Here is a 20,238-nt window from a genome sequence, read left to right as displayed (position 1 = left end):
CTCTCTTAAACAGCGCCCAGAACGAGACCGCTGGTGGGCACTGCCGTTCCGGCTGTGACCAAGACGTTTTCGACGCCGTCGGGCTGATTGGTCGACGTTCCTCGGACCAGTCGCACACCTTCGGCAATTCCGTTGACGCCGTGCAGGTATGCCTCGCCGACCTGACCACCGTGAGTGTTGGACGGCAAGCGTCCACCGATCTCGAGGTTGCCTTCGCGAATGAAGTCCTTGGCTTCGCCTGGCTTGCAGAAGCCCAGTTCTTCGAGCTGCGGAAGCACCAACGGGGTGAAGTGGTCGTACAGAATCGCGGCGTTGATGTCATCAGGGGTCAGGCCGCTCTGGCCGTACAACTGACGAGCAACCAGGCCCATCTCCGGGATACCCGAGATGTCAGGACGGTAGTAGCTGGTCATCATGTGCTGATCCTTGCTACTGCCCTGAGCGGCGCCCTTGATGATGACGGGCTTGTTGGCCAGATCCTTTGCGCGCTCGGCAGAGACGATGACCAATGCCTGGCCGCCGTCGGTTTCCTGGCAGCAGTCGAGCAGGTGCAGAGGCTCGGCGATCCAGCGCGAGTTCTGATGGTCCTCGAGTGTGATCGGACGCTCGTAGAACCAGGCAGCCGGGTTGTTGGCGGCATGCTTGCGCGCCACCACTGCAACTCGTCCGAAGTCCTCACTCGTCGCACCGTACTGGTGCATGTAACGGCGGGCGAACATGGCGACCCACTGAGCGGGAGTCGACAATCCCTGCGGAGTCATCCACGCATATGCCGCGCGATCCGCGGTGCTGTCCATGGGTCGATCGTGCTGCCCAAGGCCGTAGCGCACACCGGAGCGCTCGTTGAAGGCGCGGTAACAAACCACGACGTCGGCAACACCCGTCGCAACTGCCATGGCCGCCTGCTGCACGGTGGCACACGCGGCGCCGCCGCCGTAGTGAATGCGCGAGAAGAACTTCAGCTCGCCGAGGCCACAGTTGCGAGCCACAATGGCTTCGCCGTTCGTCTCCGACGTGTAGGTGGACAGACCGTCGACCTCGGACGGGTCGATACCGGCGTCAGCGAGTGCCGCGACGATGGCCTCACACGCCAACTGCAGTTCGGTGCGGCCGGAGTTCTTGGAGAACTCGGTGGATCCGATGCCGACGATGGCGGCGGCTCCCGAGAGTGGGCTGATCGCCATCAGAGCCTCTCCTCTTCCTTGAAAGCGACTGCGACGGTGCCGGATGCATGGTTGCCGAGGCTGTTTGCACCCTGCACCTTGACCACGACCACTCCATCTTCCTTGGACACGACCTCACCGGTCATCGTCATGGTGTCACCCGGGTAGTTGGGCGCCCCGAGACGAATGGCGATGCGGCGCAAGGTCGATGCAGATCCGGCCCAGTCCGTGACGTATCGACCGACAAGACCGTTGCTCGTGAGGATGTTCATGAAGACATCCTTGGATCCGCGCTCCTGGGCCAGGCTCGGATCGTGGTGCACGTCCTGAAAATCGCGAGTGGCGATTGCGGTGGCGACGATCAACGTACGGGTCAACGGGATCGCCAACTCGGGCAATGCCTCTCCGACAACGACGTCTGCGTAGCTACGACCGGCAAGAACGGTCATGCGAGCACCTCCACACCGGATGCGAGCTGCGCACCCAGACGCGCGAGATCGGAGCTGGAACCGCCGAGGGTGGCAGCAATCTGCTTGCCCCACAAGAGGTGACGGTGAACCGGGTAGTCGGTGTCGACGCCCATACCGCCGTGAACATGCGTGGTGCGATGCACGACGCGCTGTCCGCCGTCGGTTGCCCACCACTTGGCGACCAGTACCGAGGTGCCGAGATCCAATCCCTCGGAGATACGCCAGGCGGCCTGCCACAGTGTCACCCTCATCGCTTCGAGATCGATGTAGCAGTCAGCGAGTTGATGATTGACGGCCTGGAAGGTCGCCAGCGGACGGCCGAACTGCTTGCGGCCGTTCAGGTACGTGACAGCCTGTGCGACTGCACCCGAGCCGACACCCCATTGAATTGCTGCCAACGCCAGTTCAACTCGGTCGATCAGCCACGGAACCGTCGTACCATCGGCCGCACCGATCAGCTGCGCGGGGGCACCGGCAAAGGTGACGTTGGCACAGATCTCCCAGTTGGTGGACTGCGTCTGTTCGAGCGTCACTCCTTCGGCGCTCAGATCCACAAGCAGCAGTGCCGTACCGGTGGAAGCGGTTGCCGAAACGAGAGCAAGGTTTGCGACGTGAGTCATCGGCACTACTGCCTTCTCACCCGTCACGGTCCAGTTGCCGTCGGCGTCCTGCTCGGCCGTGGTCAGTGGGTCGCCGCCCGTGTACGGACCGAACTCTTCGAGACCGACGGTCAGGAATCGACTGCCGTCGGCAACACTCGGAAGGAGCTCGGCACGAAGGGAATCGGAACCGAATTCATTGACAGCCAATGCCGCAAGGGTCGTTTCCCAGATCGGCACGGCCGCAACGTGACGGCCCTGCTCCTCCAGCAGTGCGTACAGCTCGGACAAGCCGAGTCCGCCGCCGCCGAACTCCTCGGGCAGGGCGATACCGAGCAGGCCGGTGGTCGCGAGTTCTCGCCACAGTTCACGGTCGACGCGCTCGGCGGAGAGTTCGATCTCCTTGGTGCGCTCGATCGTTGCCTTGCTGGTGAAGACCTCGTCGGCCAGTGAGCGAATCGCGTCCTGCTCTTCGCTGAAATTGAAGTCCATCAGTGCTCCTCGCGTACGGCCGGCCGGAACGCGGGAAGCGTCAGATCCGGGTCGGCGTCGATCCAGTCAAGTTCCACGGGCATGTCGACCACGACATCTTCGGGCGCGATACCCACCATGTTGGCGATCAATCGGGTTCCCTCTTCGAGTTCGATTACCGCAACGATGAGCGGGTAGTCGAACGCGTCGATCTTGGGGTGATGATTGACCACGAAGCTGAACACCGTGCCCCGCCCCGACGCGTCGATCGTGTCCCACTCGAGTGACTGGCACTCCCCGCACATCGGGCCGGTGGGATGACGCAACGTCTTGCAGGACGTGCAGCGCTGGATCACCAGACGATGCTCTTTGGCCGCTTCGAACCAGAAAGCGTTGTCCGCGTTGAGAGCCGGACGCGGACGCAGAGCGCGCGGCGCCTCCGGTGCAGCAGCTTCCTGAGGCTTGAACCGCAGTGTCCGCCACCGTTGGGTGCCGACAACTTCGTCGTCGCCGTTGCGGTACGTCTTGAGCGTCGTGACAAAGTGTCCGACGCCGAGGCCGGTCTTCTTCTCCGGGGAAATCGACTCGATGACCTCGGTGTAGTTCACGCGATCGCCTGGGCGCAGTTCGGCGAAGAACTCCTGATCGGAATCGGTGGCCACGACGGAGCTGTAGCCCGCTGCGTCGAGGGTGGCGATCAGATCGGTCCACACCTGCGACGGGTCGTTGCCCGCCATCTTGTCGGTGAACGTCCGCATGATCCAGACCTGGAGCATCTGAGCGGGAGCGACGACGCCGTCACGGCCGGTGGCGCGGGCAGCGTCGTCGTCGAGGTAGACGGGGTTGGTATCGCCCATGGTCTCGGCCCAATGCCGGATCATGGGGATGCTGACCTCGTCGGGTCCCCAGGTGGTGGGAACAAGCGTCTGGCCGACAAAAGCGTCGAGTTGCGCCGAAATGTCGCTCACTTGACCCTCTTTTCGCGAACGAGTCCCAAGCCGATGGTGCCGACCATGTCACGCAGAACCTCGTTGACGCCGCCGCCGAAGGTATTGACAACACCCTGACGGGAGATCTGCTCGATCTGACCGGCAAGCAAAGCGCCCGGAGACTCGGGGCGGATGCGTCCGGCGGAGCCGAGAATTCCGAGCAGGGTGCGGTAGACGTCGACGTGAGTCTCGGTCCCGTACGTCTTGGTAGCGCCGGCGTCGGCTCCGGAGAGCGTGTCCTGTGCGACGGCTGCCGTCATCTTCCAGTTCAGCAGTCGCATGGCCTCGAGCTTGGCGTGTGTACGAGCGAAGTCCTGCTGCACCCACGGGATGTTGATGGCGCCGTTTTCCTTGGCCCAGTCCAGAACCAGGTTCCACAGACCGTACGTGCGACCACCGATGGCCGCCAAGCCGATTCGTTCGTGATTGAGCTGAGCGGTGATGAGCTGCCAGCCGCCGTTGACCTCGCCGACAACGTCCTTCGACGGAACACGAATGCCGGAGTAGTACGTGGACGTCACCATCAAACCGCCGACGGTGTTGATCGGTGACCACTCGAAGCCTGCGTCCTCCGTGGGGACGATCAGGATCGAGATGCCCTTGTGCTTGGGGGCGTCCGCGTCGGTGCGGCAGGCCAGCCACACGTAGTCGGCGGTGTTTGCGCCACTGGTGAAGATCTTGTTGCCGTCGACGATCCACTCGTCACCGTCGAGAACCGCACGAGTCTTGAGTGATGCGAGGTCGGTGCCGGCCTCGGGCTCGGTGTAGCCGATGGCGAAGACGATGTCGCCGGCAAGAATGCCGGGCAGGAATCGTTCCTTCTGCTCTTCGGTGCCGTACTTCATCAACGTCGGTCCGACGGTATTGACCGTCACGAAGGGGAACGGCAGTCCCGCGCGCTGAACCTCGTCGAAGAACACGAACTGTTCTTCGATGGAGCGGCCCTGTCCACCGAATTCCTTGGGCCAACCGATGCCGAGCCAGCCGTCCTTACCCAGCAACTTCACGATCTCGCGGAAGTACTCGCCGCCCACACCTTGCTCGCCGGCCGCGCGACGCTTCTCTTCCGGCAGCAGCGCCGCGAAGTACGCGCGCAACTCCTTGCGGAGCTCCTGCTGCTCGGGCGATTCCCTCAGATCCATCGCTGTTTCTCCTATGGCATTCATGGCTGGCAACTCTTGGTCTGGACGCTAACCAGATGCCCAGGTGGGCGCTGTGAATGTCTCGTTGAGCGGGAAGCCGAAACATGAGCGGCGTCACATAGGGTGAGATATGCGCATGGACTCCTCGGATCGCGTCGCTCTCACCGACTTGGCCGCCAGGTATGCACAGGCCGTCGACCGCCGAAACACCACCGCGCTTGCGGCTCTCTTCACTGACGACGTGGCATTCGTCTTGCCGCCGGCATTGAACGGAACGGATGCGCCGACGGAGATACGTGGGAACACCGTCGTCAGCAGTTCGGTGGTCGATGCCGTCTCACATCTGCACTCGACCCGGCACATCGTCGAGCAGCAGATCCTCGACCTCGACAGCCCCACCACCGCGCACGGTGAGGCCTACTGCTCCGCTCACCACATCTATCCGCGGGGCGAGGGCCACCGGGACAACCGGATCGAGATTCGTTATCAGGACAGCTTCGAAAAGGTCGACGGCACCTGGCTGTTCTCGCGTCGCGAATTGGTAGTCGATTTTGCCGAGGACGTTCCGGTCATCCTGCTCGGACAATAGGTACAGGAAAAAATCGCGGTGATTCTGTATCTCCTCACGGGAGGTTTACCGGGCTAGCGTTCAGCAACTGTCACGCCATCTCGGCGTGACGTTCGGCTATGTCTTGGAGATTCACATGTCACGCTCGCGCACCAGAAGATTCCTCGCTGCCTTCGCAGTGGCCGCCGTCGCAGTCGGAACCGTCGCAGCGTGCTCGAGCGACAGTTCCTCCGATGAGAACGCGCCCCTTCGCATCGTCGCTTCTTCGGTTCCGCACGCCGAGATCTTGAAGTTCGTCGAAGAAAAGGGCCTGCTCGGCGACACCAAGATCGAGGTCAGCGAGATCACCGGCGACCTCGACGCCAACGAGGTGCTCGAAGCGGGCGACACCGACGCCAACTTCTTCCAGCACGTGCCGTACCAGGAATCGTGGTCGAAGGAAAAGGGTGTCGACGACCTGGTCGCCGTGGCGAAGGTCCACGTCGAGCCCCTCGGTGCATATTCCAAGAAGGTCACCAACGTAGCCGACCTGCGCCAGGGCGCAACGGTCGCTTTGTCCAACAACGTGACGAACTTCGCCCGTGGGCTGTACCTGCTGCAGCAGGCCGGTTTGATCAAGCTCGATCAGCAGTTGGGCGCCCCCGGCACCGACATCACGCAGATCAGCGATAAGAACATCATCGACAACCCCAAGGGACTCACGTTCACCCAGGTCGATCCCCCGCAGCTTCCGCGCACTCTCGACGACGGAAATGTCGATCTCGCAATCATCAACGGCAACTACGCAATCGAAGGCGGCCTCAATCCCGCCAAGGACGCACTGGTGCTCGAGAAGGCCGAGGGCAACCCGTACGCCAACGTCCTGACGGTTCGCACCTCCCTCGAAAACGATGCGCGAGTGCAGAAGTTGGCCGAGGCATTGACGTCCACCGACGTCGCGACGTTCATCGAGCAGACCTACCAGGGCTCGGTCATTCCGGCCAGCGCCACCTGATCGAGACCCGTCATGGTCTTCTCGATCGAATCGGTCTCCAAGGAATACCGCAGCGGCACAAAGGTTCTGCATGCACTCGATTCCGTGTCCCTGAAAATCGAAGACGGCGAAATCTTCGGCATCATCGGCAAGAGCGGCGCCGGTAAATCGACTCTGCTGCGCTGCCTCAACCTGCTCGAACGCCCGACCAGTGGCCGGATTCTGTTGGGTGACACCGATCTGACCGCGTTGAGCCCGGCGCAGTTGCGCGATGCACGCAAGCGGATCGGTGTCGTGTTCCAGCATTTCAACCTGCTGCACTCCCGCTCGGTCGCCGCCAACATCGCCTTTCCTCTCGAAGTGGCGGGGTACTCGCGGGCAGATCGCCGTGCCCGCGTCGACGAGCTGATCGAGTTGGTCGGCCTGGAAGACCGACGTGACGCCTTCCCTTCGCAACTGTCCGGCGGACAGAAACAACGGGTCGGGATCGCGAGGGCCTTGGCGGCTTCTCCCGATGTCCTCCTGTGCGACGAAGCCACGAGCGCCCTCGACTCGGATACGACCGATTCGATCCTCGACCTGCTCGCCGACCTCAATCGACGTCTGGGTGTGACCATCGTTCTGATCACCCACGAGCTCAACGTGGTTCGACGGATCTGTCACCGCGCCGCCCTGATCGACCAGGGACGCATCGTCGACGAGGGAACGCTCACCGAACTGGTTGCGGACCCGGACTCACCCCTCGGCGAGGCGCTACTGCCGACCGGAACGGTGCGAACGTCCCCGACCGGAATTCCGGCACTCCTCACCTTTGTCGATTCGCTGTCGACCTCGCCCGTGATTTCCCAACTCTCGCGTGATCTCGATGTCGACGTCACCGTGATCTCCGGCGGTATCGAGGACATCGGAGCCCATCAGGTCGGCCGCCTTCGCGTGGAGTTCGCCTCGCACACCGGACTCGCCAACGACGAAGAGACAAGAAAGTCTGTCGAAGAACATCTTTCGCAGCGCGGAGTGAAGGTGACGTTCTCATGAACAAGACGTCCTGGCAGGATTCCCTGGGCGAAGCATGGGAAGCCCTACTCGACACGCTCTACATGGTCGGCGTCTCGTTCGTGCTCACCGTGATCATCGGTATCGCCCTCGGCGTTCTGTTGCACGCGAGCGCGCCCGACGGAATCCGTCCGAACCGCGTTCTCAATTCGGTACTGGGCACCGTGGTGAACATCGGCCGTTCGCTGCCGTTCGTCATTCTGTTGGTCCTCCTCATCCCGGCGACGCGGGCGATCGTCGGAACAGCGCTCGGGGCGACGGCAGCGATCGTCCCGCTGACCATCGGCTCGGTGCCCTTCTTCGCTCGCGTCGTCGAGAACGCACTGCGTGAGGTCGATTCCGGACGCGTCGAAGCAGCACGATCCATGGGCGCCACCGACAAGGACATCATCGTCAAAGTGCTACTGCCCGAATCAGTTCCGGGATTGGTAGCCGGAGCGACCCTGACGGCGGTGATGCTGATCGGTTTCTCGGCCATGGCAGGCGCCATCGGCGCCGGCGGTCTCGGCGACTTCGCGATCAAGTACGGCTACCAACGATTCAACACCCCGGTGTTGTTCGTCGCTGTCGTGATCTTGATCGTGTTGGTTCAAGCAATCCAGTCGACCGGCGATCTCGTAGTTCGTTCGATGGCCCACAAGCGGTAACCGATCAGCTCGACACCATCGCGATCGCAGTTCGCAGGCCGCGCCGCTTACCGGTCTGCGGATCGACGCCGAAGACTTCCTTGATTCCGCCGCGGATGCGGAACTTCAACTCCGAGTGCGTCTCCGGAGCATCGTCCTGGGATGCGGAGAGAAACCTGTTGGGCAGTGACAACTTCCAGATGGTCCGCAACGTCAATCCGTACTGCTTCCACAGCGGTCCGGTGGTGTACGGGAGGTCGTACTTGTCACACAAGTCCCGCAGCGGCACCGCGATTTCCGAGTACCGATTGCTCGGCAGGTCAGGGAAGCAGTGATGCTCGATCTGGTAGCAGAGGTTGCCGCTCATGAAGGCCATGACGGGACCGGCATGAAAGTTGGCGGACCCCAGCATCTGTCGTAAGTACCACTGAGCGCGGGATTCGTTCTCGAATTCCTCGAGCGTGAACTTCTCGGCACCGTCGGGGAAGTGCCCGCAGAAGATGACGGCGTAACTCCAATAGTTGCGGATGAGATTTGCAACGGCGTTGGCCGTCAACGTGGTCTTCCACGCCGGGCCGGTCAGGGCGGGGAACAGGATGTAATCCTTCGCCACCTGACGCGCGATCTTCTTTCCGACGTCCTTGGCCATCTCCGATTTCTCGGACCACTTCACCTCGCCCTTGCGAAGCTTGTCGGTCTCGAGGTGATGCAGTGCGACGCCCCACTCGAAGAGGGTCGCCAGCACGAAATTCGTGATCGGTTGGAAGAGATAGTCGGCGTGCCACTTCTGATCGCGCGTGACGCGCATGATGCCGTAGCCGACATCGTTGTCGAGGCCGACGATGTTGGTGAACTTGTGATGAGTGAAGTTGTGCGAGTGCTTCCATCCCGAGGACGGGCAGGTGTTGTCCCACTCCCAGTTGCTCGAGTGAATCTCGGGATCGTTCATCCAGTCCCACTGACCGTGGATGATGTTGTGGCCGAGTTCCATGTTCTCGATGATCTTGCCGACCCCAAGCAGCGCAGTCCCCAGAATCCAGGCAGGCTTCTTCTTGCTGGCGAACAAGACGATGCGGCCGGCCACCATCAGAGAGCGTTGAAACGCGATCGTCCGCTGGATGTATCGAGCATCGTGCGCGCCGCGCTTCTCCTCGATGTCGAGCCGAATGGCGTCCAACTCGCGCCCGAGCGCTTCGACGTCTTCCTCGGTGAGATGGGCATATTCCTTGATGTCGGTGATCGCCACAGTGTTTCTCCGTATCGGTTTTCTCCGTGCCGCAGGACTGGTCCGTCGGGCGGTACCCCTGGGAGCCGGTGCGGAAACGTCAGCCCCGATATTCATGTGCGTCTTCACGCAATCTATGCCAAAGTCGATATACGTGAGCCCCGAAAACAAGATCACCATCCGCACCGCTACCGAGAGCGACTGGCCGGCTCTCCAACTACTCGACTCGGTGGGGTTCGGTTTTCACCCGTCTCCCGCGGTCAGCGAACTGACGAAGGCGCTCTACAAGCCCGAGGACATCATCCTCGCCGTCGACGGTGACCTACCCGTCGGCGTGGCCATCGAAATCGACATGGAATTCACCGTGCCCGGCGGACGCCAGCTCCCCACGCGCGGGATCACCTGGGTATCCGTCGCACCGACTCACCGTCGCCGTGGCGTCCTACGCTCGATGTTCACTGCACTTCACGCCCACATCGAGTCGACCGGAGCACCACTTGCCGCCCTGACGGCCAGCGAGGCCGGCATCTACAACCGCTTCGGATACGGCCCGGCCACCTTCAGCGAGGGCATCACCCTCGATCGCCGCTTCGCGCGGTTCCGCCCCGAGGTGCCCGACAACGGTGGCGTGTCGATCGTCGACGTCAAAGCTGCCTCGACGCTTCTACCCGAGATCTACGATCGCTGGCGACTGCTGACACCCGGCGCTCAATTGCGTCCGCAACCGCTCTGGGACCATATGTTCGCCGACCCGTCCGAGGATCGTGACGGCGCCTCCGGACTGTTCTTTCTGACACACGCGGACGGATACATCGCTTACCGGCACACGAGCGAGGGCCGCGACAGCATCGCCCGGATCGACGAGTTCGTGACGATCACCGAAGACGCGCACGCGGCGCTGTGGCGCACGATCTGCGGCCTCGACCTCGTCACCCGGATCGAGACACGCCAACATCCTGCCGATCCACTCCGGCTGATGCTGACGGACTACCGCCTTGCCCGAACGACGACGCGCTCCGATCGACTGTGGCTGCGCATCATGGACGTGCCCGCGGCTCTCGAGGCTCGTGAATATGCTGCTGACCTGGACACCGTCATCAAGGTCGAAGATCCGTTCCTGAAGGCCGGCGGAACTTTTGCACTTCAGGTCAAGGGTGGCAAGGCCACCTGTACGGCCACTGACGCGGAGCCCGCGATCACGATGCCCTCTGATGTCCTGAGCAGCTTGTACCTGGGCGAGCACCAGGCCAAGACCTTCGCGGCGGCGCACCGACTCCACGCGTCCGATCCGCGGGAGATCCGGAATTTCGACTTCGCTTTCAACGCAGAGAAGCCCGCAATTCTCGGGTACGGATTCTGATGATCTTGCCGACACGGGCATCGACGATTTGTGCCGTCGGTCGTATTCAGGGTTAGCCTCGAACAATGGCGTTTGTCGAAAAGATGGTCAATAGGCTTCCTGAGCGGGTTCTCGTGCGCGTCCTGCCGCACGCAGAAATGCTCAAGTTCCTGGTGGTCGGCGGCATCGCCTTCATCGTCACCACGGTGCTGTTCTTCGGCATCAAGTGGACGGTTCTGCCTCAGCACCCGGTGACGGCCAACATCCTTGCGGTCCTGATCGCGACGGTTCTGTCCTACGTCCTCAACCGCGAATGGTCGTTTGCTCAGCGCGGTGGTCGACAGCGCCATCACGAGGCCGCTCTGTTCTTCATCGTCGCGGGTATCGGTTTGGCCATCAACCAGGTACCTCTCTGGACCTCCAGGTACGTGTTCCACCTGCGTCAACCCGAGGTGTCGGTGTTGATGGAGAACTTCGCGGACTTCATCAGCGGATCGATCATCGGGACCCTGCTGGCGACGGCCTTCCGCTGGTGGGCCATGCGTCGGTACGTCTTCCCCGAAGAAGCCACCGACAGCCAGGTCGTTCTCGACATCGAAGCGACTCCCGGCACCAAGACGCCGACAACCGACGCCACCGCCCTCGACTGACGTCCCGGATCGACGCACCCGATCGCTCGCGCTTCGATCAGAGTTCGTCGATACCGATCAGCCCGTCCTGAAGGGCCCGTGCAAGCAGCGCCATCTTCGTCGGGGCTGTCCGGCCCACTTCGTCGTACTTCCCTCGAATACGCGCGAGATGCGTATTCACCGTCCCCTCCGCGATGTACAACTCACGGGAGACTTCGGCTTTCGAGTCGCAGCGAATCCAGGTCAACAGCACCTGTACTTCACGTCTACTGAGGCTGGGTGAGTCAGCAGTCTTCATCGGTGGTGTCCCTAACTTCCAGGCTTTTCGCGCGGTCGAACTCCCATGGAAACGGAGCATGGTCGCAGGGTCACTCCGTTTGTTGACTGGGATAACTCTCGAGCGAGAGTGAACACTCTCAGAACACCACTCGAGCAGGCCTTGACCTCGGTAGAGTCTTGTTTGCCCGTTATGTGCGGGAGAGACTGTCGAACGACCGAAGGACCGGCGATGACTGACCGCGACGCCTCCACCATGCAATTCGTCGATGCCGGCGTGACGTCTCTCGTCGATGCTCCTCAGGACGTTCTCGAACGCGGACTTCGGAGCGAACAGGTCGTCAACCAAGCCGGTGCGTCGCAGGCCACGTTCTTTCGCAAGTTCCGAACCAAATCCGAATTCATCGAGGCCGTGATCACCAGCCTCACCGAATCGACCTTGCACAGCGCAGACAAAGTGAAGCAGACCGTGCGCGCACAGCTGGCCGCAAACGACGACGCGCTTCGTCCGACGGTCACCACTCTCGTCAAAGAGGCATTCGACGCAATCGTCAACGACGCGTCGACTGCAAGAAGCCTTCTCTCACACATTTTTGCGGGCTCACACCGGCGAACCTCCACCGCTCTGGAAAACGAATATCGTCGACGCGACGAGCTCGTATCCGCGGCCTACGAGGCCCTTTTCGAGAAAACCGACGCAACACTCCGAAGGCCGTTCACCACCAAGACCTTCGCTGTCACGGTCAACGCGGTGATCGACGGCTTCCGCATTCGTAGCCGCATCGATTCCCGCTCCGTCTCACCCGACATCATGTCCGACGCACTGCTCGCGATACTGGGCGCCGTCGTCGACACGTCCGGCCTTCACCAACACCTCGATGACGTTGTCGGTCCCATCGACCAGCCCGCTGAGCCGCGTCCGCTGCCGCGTGATCCGCGAGCGGCGTTTCTCGCCGCTGCGCGTAGCGAATTCGGCAAGCGCGGATACTTCATGACGCAGATCAACGACATCGCCGACACGGCGGCAGTTCCCCGCGCCGCCGCCAACAAACTGTTTCCCACCAAGCCCCACATCTTGGTGGCAGCCCTTCAGAGCCGCGTGGACTCACTGCGAGAGACCGTTGCCGACGACATCCTGATCGGTCTCGGTGACGTCGCGATCATCGAGAACTTCCTACTCCGCTGCGCACAACTAGCCTCTGACGAAACAGAGTTCATGGATGCACTGCTGGTTGCCGTTGCCCACGACACCTACGGCGAGCCCGAGAGCCTGCTCTCGCTCAAAGAGAAACTCAACATTCCCTCGATCATCGCGCCGATTGTGCAGCGCGGCCAGGACAACGGAGCGATGTCGACCATCAGTGCTCCGATGGACATCGCCGCAGGCATCACCAACACCCTCCTACTGAGGTGCTTCACCCGCCGATCGGACAGCCCAGCCGACAACGCTGCCTTCGTCGGCGCGATGGTCCTGAACGGGCTGGCGCATCCCTGATCAGAGAAAGGACTACGCGCCGAGCCCCAGCCGCTTCGAGCATTCAGCCATTTCGTCGATGATCAATTCCAACGACGTGCCACGACGGCTCGCGGACAACACGATTCGATCGGCTCCCAACCCGCGTGCCCAGTCGAGTTTCGCTTCGTCGAGCCTGGGCAGTGTCGCACCGAGTACCAGCGATACGTCGGCAGGATCTCGATCTGCCTTCACCGCAGCCGCTTTCATCGCTGCTACGGCCTTGTCGAGATCTTCACCGGCCAGTCCCAGCGGCTGGAAACCATCACCCAACCGGCCTGCTCGCCGAGCAGCAGCGAGACTGTGTCCACCGATGTAGAGCGGAACTCCGGATTCGCGGTGCGGCTTCGGCCAGCTGTACGCACCCTTGAACGAGAAGTAATCGCCGTCGAAATCGACTGCTTCCTTGCCCTCCCAGAGTGAACGCATCACCGCGATGGCCTCATCGGCTACCTTGCCGCGGCGCTCGAAGTCACCGCCGCACGCTTCGATCTCTTCTTTCATCCAGCCCAGACCGAGACAGATGCGCAATCGCCCACCCGAAAGTCGATCCAGCGTCGCCAAGCGCTTGGCAAGCACTACCGGATTGTGGTTGGGAAGCACCAGAACTCCGGTGGACAGACCCAAAGTCGTTGTGGCGCCGGCAACAAATGACAGTAGTTCCAGTGGATCCGGGATGTCACAGTCATCGGGTAGGTGAGATTTTCCGGTCGGAGAGTACGGGTATTCGCTCGCCGTATCCGCGATGACCACCGAGTGCTCCACGGCCGAGATCTCGTCGAAACCCAACGATTCAGCCGCACGGGCGAATTGCAGAATCCAGTCGGGATCTCCACTTCGACCCAATTCGACCGGAACAACTACGCCGAGCTTCATACCGTTTCCTCCAGTGTCGCCATCAATTTCGGACCGTCCACGACGCGACCGAGGAACCGGTCCGCATCCGGATCTGTTGCAAGCCACACCACAGCAGCGGCGGGCACGGATGCCGGTGTGGCCGCAAATCCGGCTTCCACTATCGCGTCCGCGCCACCACGGGCTTTCCCTGATTCCGTGATGACAAATCCCGGACTCAGGTTGAACGCTTTGATTCCGGCGCCTCGGTACTCCGAGTTGATCGCTCCGGCGATACGTCCGAACGACGCCTTCGACGCGGCGTACGACAAACCCCAACCACCCTCGCCGGGAGGCGCAGGCGGATCCAGGGTCGCCGAACCAGATGCGAGGTTGACGACCACCCCGTTGCCGCTCTTGATCATCGACGGCAGTATCACCTGAATCAACGCAAGCTGGTGCAGATAGTTGCCGATCGCCATCGCCTGGGCGTCGTCGATCTCGATGTCGAGCACCCGGTCCATGTTTCCGACCGTCTGTGCGTAGGCGTTGTTCACCAACACGTCGACATGTCCCCACTCCGCCAGCACCCGTTCACCGGCGCCGCGGACGGAGGCCAGATCGAGCAGGTTCATCGGAACGGCCAAGGCGCGCACACCGAAGGACTCGATCTCGGCAACCGTCGTCTCCAGACTGCCGGGTACCGGAATGACCTGCTCCCCCTGCCTCGTTCGCGGGGCCGCCCGCCCTTCGCCTTCACGAACGGTGCGAGCAGTGATTGCAACGTCGAATCCGGCGCGCGCGAATGCCAGCGCGCACTCACGGCCGATCCCCCGGGAAGCGCCGGTAACCAGCGCAACACCACTCATAGGAACCGCGTGCGGCCGTGTCATAGGAACCGCGTGCGGCCGTGCGTCTCGAACTCCTTCTCCAGGTCCACCACGTCAGCTTCGGTCATCAACGTGTATTCGGGAGTACCGCGGCCCACCCAGTGGAACACTGGTTCGTCGGTCCGCCAGCGGTCGGCTTGAAGTTCACGTTTGAGTACCTTGTTGGAGCCCGTGACGGGCAGATCAGTCGAAACACGAACAAATCGCGGCGCTGCCTTGGTACCCAAATCCGCCTGCGCGGCAAGGTAGGCGGCGAACTCGGCCGGATCGAAATCGGCAAAGTCGGCGACCTCGACAGCTGCCATCACCTGATCGCCCGAACGCGGATCCGGTACCGCGAAGACACCCGTGGCAATCACTTTGGGGTGCCGACGCAGGATGTGCTCGATCATCAAAGCCGAGGTGTTCTCACCGTCGACGCGGATCCAGTCACCCTTACGTCCGGCGAAGTAGATGAACCCGGCCTCGTCGACGTAGCCGAGATCGCCTGTCCAGTACCAACCGTGGCGAATCTTCTCGGCAATGGCGTCTTCGTTCTTGTAGTACCCCTCGAACTTCTTCGATCCGGCCTTGTCGACCATCTCGCCGATGGATTCGTCGGGGTTCAGCACGTGACCGTGCTCGTCGAGAATTGCGCGGGGTCGCTCTTCGCGGGTATCGGGATCGACGATGACGATGTTCTCGCTCGCCGGACGGCCAAGCGCGCCGGCAGGTTGGTTCGGATCGAGCACGACCGAACCGGCACCTTCACTCGAACCGTATCCCTCGAAAAGCTGCGCACCGAAACGGCGGATGAACTCTGCCTTGTCCCCCGGCGACGCCTCGGTCCCGAAGCCGTGCGTGAGGGTGTTCTCGATGTCGTCGGGCAGTTCCGGCGTCGCCATGAGATACCCCAAGGCCTTACCGACGTAGGTGAAATATGTTGCGCCGTAGAACCGAACGTCCGGCATGAATCCCGAGGCGGTGAACTTACGAACGAGGCAGACCGTAGCTCCCTGCGAAAGGGCCGGCGCCCACAGAGCCATCAACGCGTTGCCGTGGAAGAGCGGCATGCAGCAGTAGCAGACGTCGTCGCGGTCGATGTCGTACTTGGCGCAGTTCGCGTAGGCCAACCGCGTCAGACGCCCCTGGCTGCACCGCACCGCCTTGGACATTCCGGTGGTGCCCGAGGTGAAGAGAAGCAAGAACAGCGTCGACGCGTCGACGCCGAGGTCGATCTGAGGCGACTCGACCTGGTGAGCGGAAATCTTGTCCGGGTATGACGCGTCGTCGACCAGAACAAAACGATCTTCGGTCAGTCCGAGGTCAAGGCCGGACAACTTCTCGTAGCCCGCTTTGTCGGTGACGATCAGCTGGCAGTCGACGTACCGAACCTCAGCCTCGAGTTCAGCTCCACGCCTGGTCGGATTGATGCCGACGATCGTGGCCCCGGTCAGGGCCGCGCCGCCGAGCCAGAACAGGAACTCGGGATCGTTCTCCAGAAGTACTCCGATGTGAAACGGTCCAGGCGCGCGAAGCGACTTCGCAAGCGAGCCGCGCGCCGCGCTCTCGCGCACCACCTCGTCCCAGCTCCAGTCCTGCGTCCGCGTCCGCAGACCCAGGTGCTGATCACCGAGACGGTCGATCAACATCTGCGCGACGTCCTCGCGCTGAGGAGCTGCAAGAGCTGCATTCGAAGATGCTTCGGTGGCGGTGTTCGTCATCGTGTCCTGTGTCCTAGTCGATATCGGAATGTCGATTACTCCAACTGCGATACGACTCGAACGTATCGACGCCTCAATGCCGGAACCGTCCCAGTCTCGCTCAGTGGTAACCGCCGCCACAGATATGATTTTCTCGTGAGATTTTGTGACGTGAAAAGCGCCACAATACGAAAGGCCATTCCATGACTGCCCCCGCAGATCCGCAGTTGCTTCTGGACCAGGCGGTCTCACGCCTCACCGGTCCAGGTGGGCCATTCGAGATCGTCGAAGAAGAGGTTCTCGGCACCGTCATGCCCGTGATGAAGAACCGTGGTCACGCCATCGGTGAACTCATCTCGGCATCTCGCGCCTGGGGCGACGGCGACTATCTCGTCACCAGCGATCGTCGAATCTCGTTCACCGAGCACGCCGATTCCGTCGCCGCGCTGGCAACTGCTCTGCGGGACAAGTACGGAGTCCGCAAGGGCGACCGTGTGGGCATCCTCGCTGCCAACACTCCCGAATGGGTCATGACGTTCTTCGCGACGCAGGCGCTCGGCGCGATCGCTGTCGGTCTCAACGGTTGGTGGGTTCCGCGCGAGGTCACCCACGGGATCGAGCTCTCACGCCCGAAGGTTCTGGTCGTGGACGCCAAGCGCGGCGCCGCCCTCCCCGAACTGCCGGCAGACATCACGGTCCTCACCATGGAAGAGGATCTGCCCGCGCTCATCGCGGAATATGCAGGCTCCGACGTGCCGAGCACCGACATCGACGAGGACGACCCCGCCGTAATCCTGTTCACCAGCGGTACCAGTGGCCGCCCCAAGGGCGCACTCCACTCGCACCGCAACGTGATGGCCGTCGTCGACTACCACAAATACAGCGACGCGATCGGCGCTGCATTCACCGGCCGTGAGTACGACGCTTCCAAGCCGAGCCCATTGCGTTATCTACTCACCTCCCCGCTCTTCCACATCGCCAGCCTGCACAATCTGGTGGTCCCCCGTCTCGCGACAGGCAGCGCCGTCATCCTGACCGAGGGCGGCTTCGACGTCGACAAGGTGCTCGGGTTGGTCGAACGCGAGCGCGTCACCAACTGGGGTGCTGTCCCCACGATGGCATCGCGGCTACTCGAACACGGCAACATCGCCAAGTACGACGTCTCTTCGTTGACTGCATTCTCGCTGGCGTCCGCGCCGTCGTCGCCCGCGTTCAAGGAACGCCTCAAGGAGCAGGTGCCGTTCGCACGCAACGCTCTGGTCGACAGTTACGGCCTCACCGAATGCAGCACCGCAATTGCGGTCGCCGTCGGCGCCGAACTCGAAGAGTTCCCAGGTACTCTCGGACGTCCGATCATCACCGTCTCGATGGAGATTCGCGATCCCTTCGGCGAGTGGCTGCCGGACGGCATCGAAGGTGAAGTGTGCGTGCGCAGCCCGTTCGTCATGCTCGGATACTGGGAGAACGACGAGGCGACCGAGTCTGCAATTGCACCGGGACGCTGGCTCCGCACCGGCGATTTCGGCGTCATCGAGAACGGACGTCTCCGTCTCACCGGTCGTCGTTCCGACCTGATCCTGCGTGGTGGCGAGAACGTCTACCCCACCGAGATCGAGCAGACGCTCGACGAACACCCCGACGTGATCGAGTGCGCTGTCATCGGCATGCCGCACCCCGACCTCGGCCAGGAAGTGTCCGCCGTGGTTGTACTGCGTCCCGGGGCTGCCACCACGGAGGCGGAGCTGCGCGACTACGCCGCCGAGCGACTTTCCTACTTCAAGGTGCCGTCGAAGTGGCGCATCACCAGTGATCTGTTGCCTCGCAACGCAACCGGCAAGATGGTTCGGCGCGAGATCACCGTATGACCGCGGAGCTGTCACGGATCGTCGCCGAGTCTGCGATCCGTGACCTGCTCTGTGAGTACACGCATCTGATCGATCAGGGCAGATTGGGTGAAGTCGCTGCATTGTTCGCCCAGTCCGACTACGGGCAGTGCGGACCGGACGGGGTTGCCACCACTCTCATTTCGTCCGACGCCGACGCAGTGTTCGCAGCCTGCAGCGGCTTCATTCGGATGTACGGAGATCCGCCGGTTCCACGCACCAAACATCTGCTGACCAACACGCGAATCTCGGTCGACGGTGAATCAGCGACGGCGCTCTCGTACGTCACGGTCATACAAGGTACCGAAGATCTTGCCCTGCAACCTATTTTGTCGGGACGCTACTTCGATCGCTTCTCGTGCATCGACGGGTCCTGGCAGTTCAGCTCGAGGCTCTTCTGTTTGGACAACATGGGCGACATGTCCGCTCATGCCAAGCGGGCACTGTAGAGGAACGACTGTGGAAATCGGTGTCAACGTTTTGGGTCTCGAGGCCCTGTTCGACGGCAAGGTCCGCCCGGTCTTGGACTTCGCCGCGGGTGCTGACAGTGCCGGGATCGATCTGATCTGCACCGGCGACCACCTCGGGTTCAATGCCGACGCTCACGCCCAGCGGGTAGTCGAACACAACTTCCTGTTCCCGTTGGATCACCCTTGGTACGAACCGATTTCATTTCTGTCTTCGATCGCCGCGGTGACGGAACGAGCTCGCCTCGGAGTATCGGTTCTGATCGCCACTGTTCGCCCGGCGGCCCTGCTCGCAAAACAGGTTGCCACTCTCGACTCATTGTCCGAAGGTCGAACTGTCATGGGTTTCGGCGTTGGATGGCAAGAAGCTGAATACACCGCCACCAACATGCCTTTCGACGCGCGATTCGGGCGCATGGAGGAGACCGTCGCAGCCTGCCGCGAACTGTGGACCAATGCACCGGCCACCTTCCAGGGACGCGACTTCGCTTTCGAGAACTACCACAGCCTCCCGCTGCCGATCCAACCCCGAATACCGGTGCTCTTCGGTTTCGGACCAAGCCGGCGGAACTTCGACCGCATCGCACGCGTCGCAGACGGCTGGACCGTGAACCCGACCGATCTGGGAACGTTCACCGACAGTGTTGCACTGTTGCGCAACACGTTCGAAGCCCACCAACGTGACCCGGAGTCGGCGCGCGTGCAAGTGTCTGCGGCGCCGGTTCGACGCGACAACGGGTCCGTCGACCTCTCGGCAACCGCAGACAAGGCCCGGGACTGGTTCGCCCGCGGCGCGTCCGTCGTCGTTCTCCGACCCGCCGTATTCGATTGCGCTGCCGAAGAACTACCAGAACTACTCGACTGGATGACCAGCATCAAGGAGGCGTGACATGGACCGGGCACTGCAAGATCTCATCGACAAGCAGGCAATCCGTGAGGTGGTTCTGACGTACTGCCGTGGCATCGACCGCCTCGACTTCGATCTCGTCCGCAGCGCCTACCACCCGGATGCGATCGACCATCACACCGGATTCGACGGCAACATCGACGAGTACATCGCCTGGGTGACACCAAAACTCTCGGCGATCGGCGGCACGATGCATCACATCGGCAACCATCTGGTCGAACTGCACGGCGACCACGCGATCAGCGAGGCGTATTCGATGTCCACACACTGGGGTGGGCCCGAAGGCATCGGGATGATCAACTTCACCAGCGGTGCGCGATTCATCGACCACATGGAGCGTCGCAACGGTCGCTGGGCGATCAAGGAGCGATGGGCCGTACGAGAGTGGACTCGCTCGGACGAGGGCCGCTTCGTCAACCCCGAAGGGCCTGGTCCGCGTGGGCGTCGTGACGCCTCGGATCCTCTGAGCGCACTACGACAGGCCTTGGAAATTCGCTGAGAATCAGAAAACTCGGACTATTCCGACTGATTTGAGAATT

The 20,238-nt window shown here is 62.1% G+C and carries 21 protein-coding genes; 11 read left to right on the top strand and 10 right to left on the bottom strand.

Features of this window, described 5'->3' with window-relative positions; translation table 11 throughout:
• Positions 1 to 5: 5 nt before the first annotated feature.
• From ACKAMS_RS05160 to ACKAMS_RS05140, 5 genes are read right to left on the bottom strand one after another with little or no spacing between them, the layout of a single operon-like run.
• Complete coding sequence (locus ACKAMS_RS05160) at positions 6 to 1,184, bottom strand: lipid-transfer protein (protein WP_020909132.1); 1,179 nt, start codon at positions 1,182 to 1,184, stop codon at positions 6 to 8.
• Positions 1,184 to 1,612: a MaoC family dehydratase gene (locus ACKAMS_RS05155; RefSeq protein ID WP_020909133.1), complete on the bottom strand. Its 429-nt coding sequence runs from the start codon at positions 1,610 to 1,612 to the stop codon at positions 1,184 to 1,186. Before ACKAMS_RS05155 ends, ACKAMS_RS05160 begins: the two co-directional genes overlap by 1 nt.
• The gene (locus tag ACKAMS_RS05150) at positions 1,609 to 2,724 is read right to left on the bottom strand and encodes an acyl-CoA dehydrogenase family protein (RefSeq protein ID WP_021345543.1); all 1,116 of its coding nucleotides are present in this window, start codon (positions 2,722 to 2,724) and stop codon (positions 1,609 to 1,611) included. Before ACKAMS_RS05150 ends, ACKAMS_RS05155 begins: the two co-directional genes overlap by 4 nt.
• On the bottom strand, positions 2,724 to 3,671 hold the full coding sequence (locus tag ACKAMS_RS05145) for a bifunctional MaoC family dehydratase N-terminal/OB-fold nucleic acid binding domain-containing protein (protein ID WP_408988695.1): 948 nt from the start codon (positions 3,669 to 3,671) through the stop codon (positions 2,724 to 2,726). Before ACKAMS_RS05145 ends, ACKAMS_RS05150 begins: the two co-directional genes overlap by 1 nt.
• The gene (locus ACKAMS_RS05140) at positions 3,668 to 4,834 is read right to left on the bottom strand and encodes an acyl-CoA dehydrogenase family protein (protein ID WP_020970792.1); all 1,167 of its coding nucleotides are present in this window, start codon (positions 4,832 to 4,834) and stop codon (positions 3,668 to 3,670) included. Before ACKAMS_RS05140 ends, ACKAMS_RS05145 begins: the two co-directional genes overlap by 4 nt.
• Positions 4,835 to 4,964: 130 nt before the next feature.
• Here ACKAMS_RS05140 and ACKAMS_RS05135 point away from each other — a divergent pair, with 130 nt between their 5' ends.
• The 4 genes from ACKAMS_RS05135 (at position 4,965) to ACKAMS_RS05120 (ending at position 8,075) form a co-directional block, all read left to right on the top strand.
• Positions 4,965 to 5,423 carry a nuclear transport factor 2 family protein gene (locus ACKAMS_RS05135; RefSeq protein ID WP_019745302.1) on the top strand — a complete coding sequence of 153 codons (459 nt, stop codon included), beginning with the start codon at positions 4,965 to 4,967 and terminating at the stop codon, positions 5,421 to 5,423.
• 115 nt (positions 5,424 to 5,538) lie between these two features.
• Positions 5,539 to 6,396 (top strand): MetQ/NlpA family ABC transporter substrate-binding protein, encoded by an 858-nt coding sequence (locus tag ACKAMS_RS05130; protein ID WP_408988694.1) that lies wholly within the window; start codon positions 5,539 to 5,541, stop codon positions 6,394 to 6,396.
• 12 nt (positions 6,397 to 6,408) lie between these two features.
• Positions 6,409 to 7,410, top strand: a complete 1,002-nt coding sequence (locus ACKAMS_RS05125) for a methionine ABC transporter ATP-binding protein (protein WP_060937984.1) — start codon at positions 6,409 to 6,411, stop codon at positions 7,408 to 7,410.
• Positions 7,407 to 8,075 carry a methionine ABC transporter permease gene (locus ACKAMS_RS05120; RefSeq protein ID WP_021345548.1) on the top strand — a complete coding sequence of 223 codons (669 nt, stop codon included), beginning with the start codon at positions 7,407 to 7,409 and terminating at the stop codon, positions 8,073 to 8,075. Before ACKAMS_RS05125 ends, ACKAMS_RS05120 begins: the two co-directional genes overlap by 4 nt.
• A gap of 4 nt (positions 8,076 to 8,079) precedes the next feature.
• Here ACKAMS_RS05120 and ACKAMS_RS05115 read toward each other — a convergent pair whose 3' ends face one another.
• Complete coding sequence (locus ACKAMS_RS05115) at positions 8,080 to 9,300, bottom strand: fatty acid desaturase (protein ID WP_003939858.1); 1,221 nt, start codon at positions 9,298 to 9,300, stop codon at positions 8,080 to 8,082.
• Between the two features lie 133 nt (positions 9,301 to 9,433).
• Here ACKAMS_RS05115 and ACKAMS_RS05110 point away from each other — a divergent pair, with 133 nt between their 5' ends.
• Complete coding sequence (locus ACKAMS_RS05110) at positions 9,434 to 10,639, top strand: enhanced intracellular survival protein Eis (protein ID WP_029537021.1); 1,206 nt, start codon at positions 9,434 to 9,436, stop codon at positions 10,637 to 10,639.
• Between the two features lie 65 nt (positions 10,640 to 10,704).
• Complete coding sequence (locus ACKAMS_RS05105; RefSeq protein WP_003939753.1) at positions 10,705 to 11,268, top strand: GtrA family protein; 564 nt, start codon at positions 10,705 to 10,707, stop codon at positions 11,266 to 11,268.
• A 37-nt stretch (positions 11,269 to 11,305) separates the two neighbouring features.
• Here ACKAMS_RS05105 and ACKAMS_RS05100 read toward each other — a convergent pair whose 3' ends face one another.
• On the bottom strand, positions 11,306 to 11,545 hold the full coding sequence (locus ACKAMS_RS05100; protein ID WP_020909141.1) for a LuxR C-terminal-related transcriptional regulator: 240 nt from the start codon (positions 11,543 to 11,545) through the stop codon (positions 11,306 to 11,308).
• 210 nt (positions 11,546 to 11,755) lie between these two features.
• Between ACKAMS_RS05100 and ACKAMS_RS05095 the strand changes: the two genes are divergently transcribed.
• A complete protein-coding gene (locus tag ACKAMS_RS05095) occupies positions 11,756 to 13,018 on the top strand; it encodes a TetR/AcrR family transcriptional regulator (RefSeq protein ID WP_047889692.1) in 1,263 nt (420 codons plus the stop codon).
• Positions 13,019 to 13,030: 12 nt separating this feature from the next.
• On the opposite strand, the gene ACKAMS_RS05090 is transcribed toward ACKAMS_RS05095, so the two are convergent.
• The 3 genes from ACKAMS_RS05090 to ACKAMS_RS05080 are packed head-to-tail and all read right to left on the bottom strand — an operon-like array spanning position 13,031 to position 16,391.
• The gene (locus ACKAMS_RS05090; RefSeq protein ID WP_046379290.1) at positions 13,031 to 13,912 is read right to left on the bottom strand and encodes an LLM class F420-dependent oxidoreductase; all 882 of its coding nucleotides are present in this window, start codon (positions 13,910 to 13,912) and stop codon (positions 13,031 to 13,033) included.
• Positions 13,909 to 14,739 carry an SDR family NAD(P)-dependent oxidoreductase gene (locus ACKAMS_RS05085; RefSeq protein ID WP_408988693.1) on the bottom strand — a complete coding sequence of 277 codons (831 nt, stop codon included), beginning with the start codon at positions 14,737 to 14,739 and terminating at the stop codon, positions 13,909 to 13,911. The genes ACKAMS_RS05090 and ACKAMS_RS05085 overlap by 4 nt, the downstream gene beginning before the upstream one ends.
• 20 nt (positions 14,740 to 14,759) lie before the next feature.
• On the bottom strand, positions 14,760 to 16,391 hold the full coding sequence (locus tag ACKAMS_RS05080) for an AMP-binding protein (RefSeq protein WP_030245657.1): 1,632 nt from the start codon (positions 16,389 to 16,391) through the stop codon (positions 14,760 to 14,762).
• Positions 16,392 to 16,645: 254 nt separating this feature from the next.
• Here ACKAMS_RS05080 and ACKAMS_RS05075 point away from each other — a divergent pair, with 254 nt between their 5' ends.
• From ACKAMS_RS05075 to ACKAMS_RS05060, 4 genes are read left to right on the top strand one after another with little or no spacing between them, the layout of a single operon-like run.
• Positions 16,646 to 18,307 carry a class I adenylate-forming enzyme family protein gene (locus ACKAMS_RS05075; RefSeq protein WP_007732670.1) on the top strand — a complete coding sequence of 554 codons (1,662 nt, stop codon included), beginning with the start codon at positions 16,646 to 16,648 and terminating at the stop codon, positions 18,305 to 18,307.
• Positions 18,304 to 18,774, top strand: coding sequence for a nuclear transport factor 2 family protein (locus ACKAMS_RS05070; RefSeq protein WP_047889694.1), 471 nt, complete (start codon positions 18,304 to 18,306; stop codon positions 18,772 to 18,774). The genes ACKAMS_RS05075 and ACKAMS_RS05070 overlap by 4 nt, the downstream gene beginning before the upstream one ends.
• Positions 18,775 to 18,784: 10 nt before the next feature.
• Positions 18,785 to 19,681, top strand: coding sequence for a TIGR03619 family F420-dependent LLM class oxidoreductase (locus ACKAMS_RS05065; RefSeq protein ID WP_047889695.1), 897 nt, complete (start codon positions 18,785 to 18,787; stop codon positions 19,679 to 19,681).
• Between the two features lies 1 nt (position 19,682).
• Positions 19,683 to 20,198, top strand: coding sequence for a nuclear transport factor 2 family protein (locus ACKAMS_RS05060; protein WP_042952939.1), 516 nt, complete (start codon positions 19,683 to 19,685; stop codon positions 20,196 to 20,198).
• Positions 20,199 to 20,238 lie beyond the last annotated feature (40 nt).

It is taken from the genome of Rhodococcus sp. 5A-K4 (assembly GCF_046097995.1).
In the GTDB taxonomy this organism is placed as follows: Bacteria; Actinomycetota; Actinomycetes; order Mycobacteriales; family Mycobacteriaceae; genus Rhodococcus_F; species Rhodococcus_F erythropolis.
This window is presented reverse-complemented; position numbering and strand designations above follow the sequence as displayed.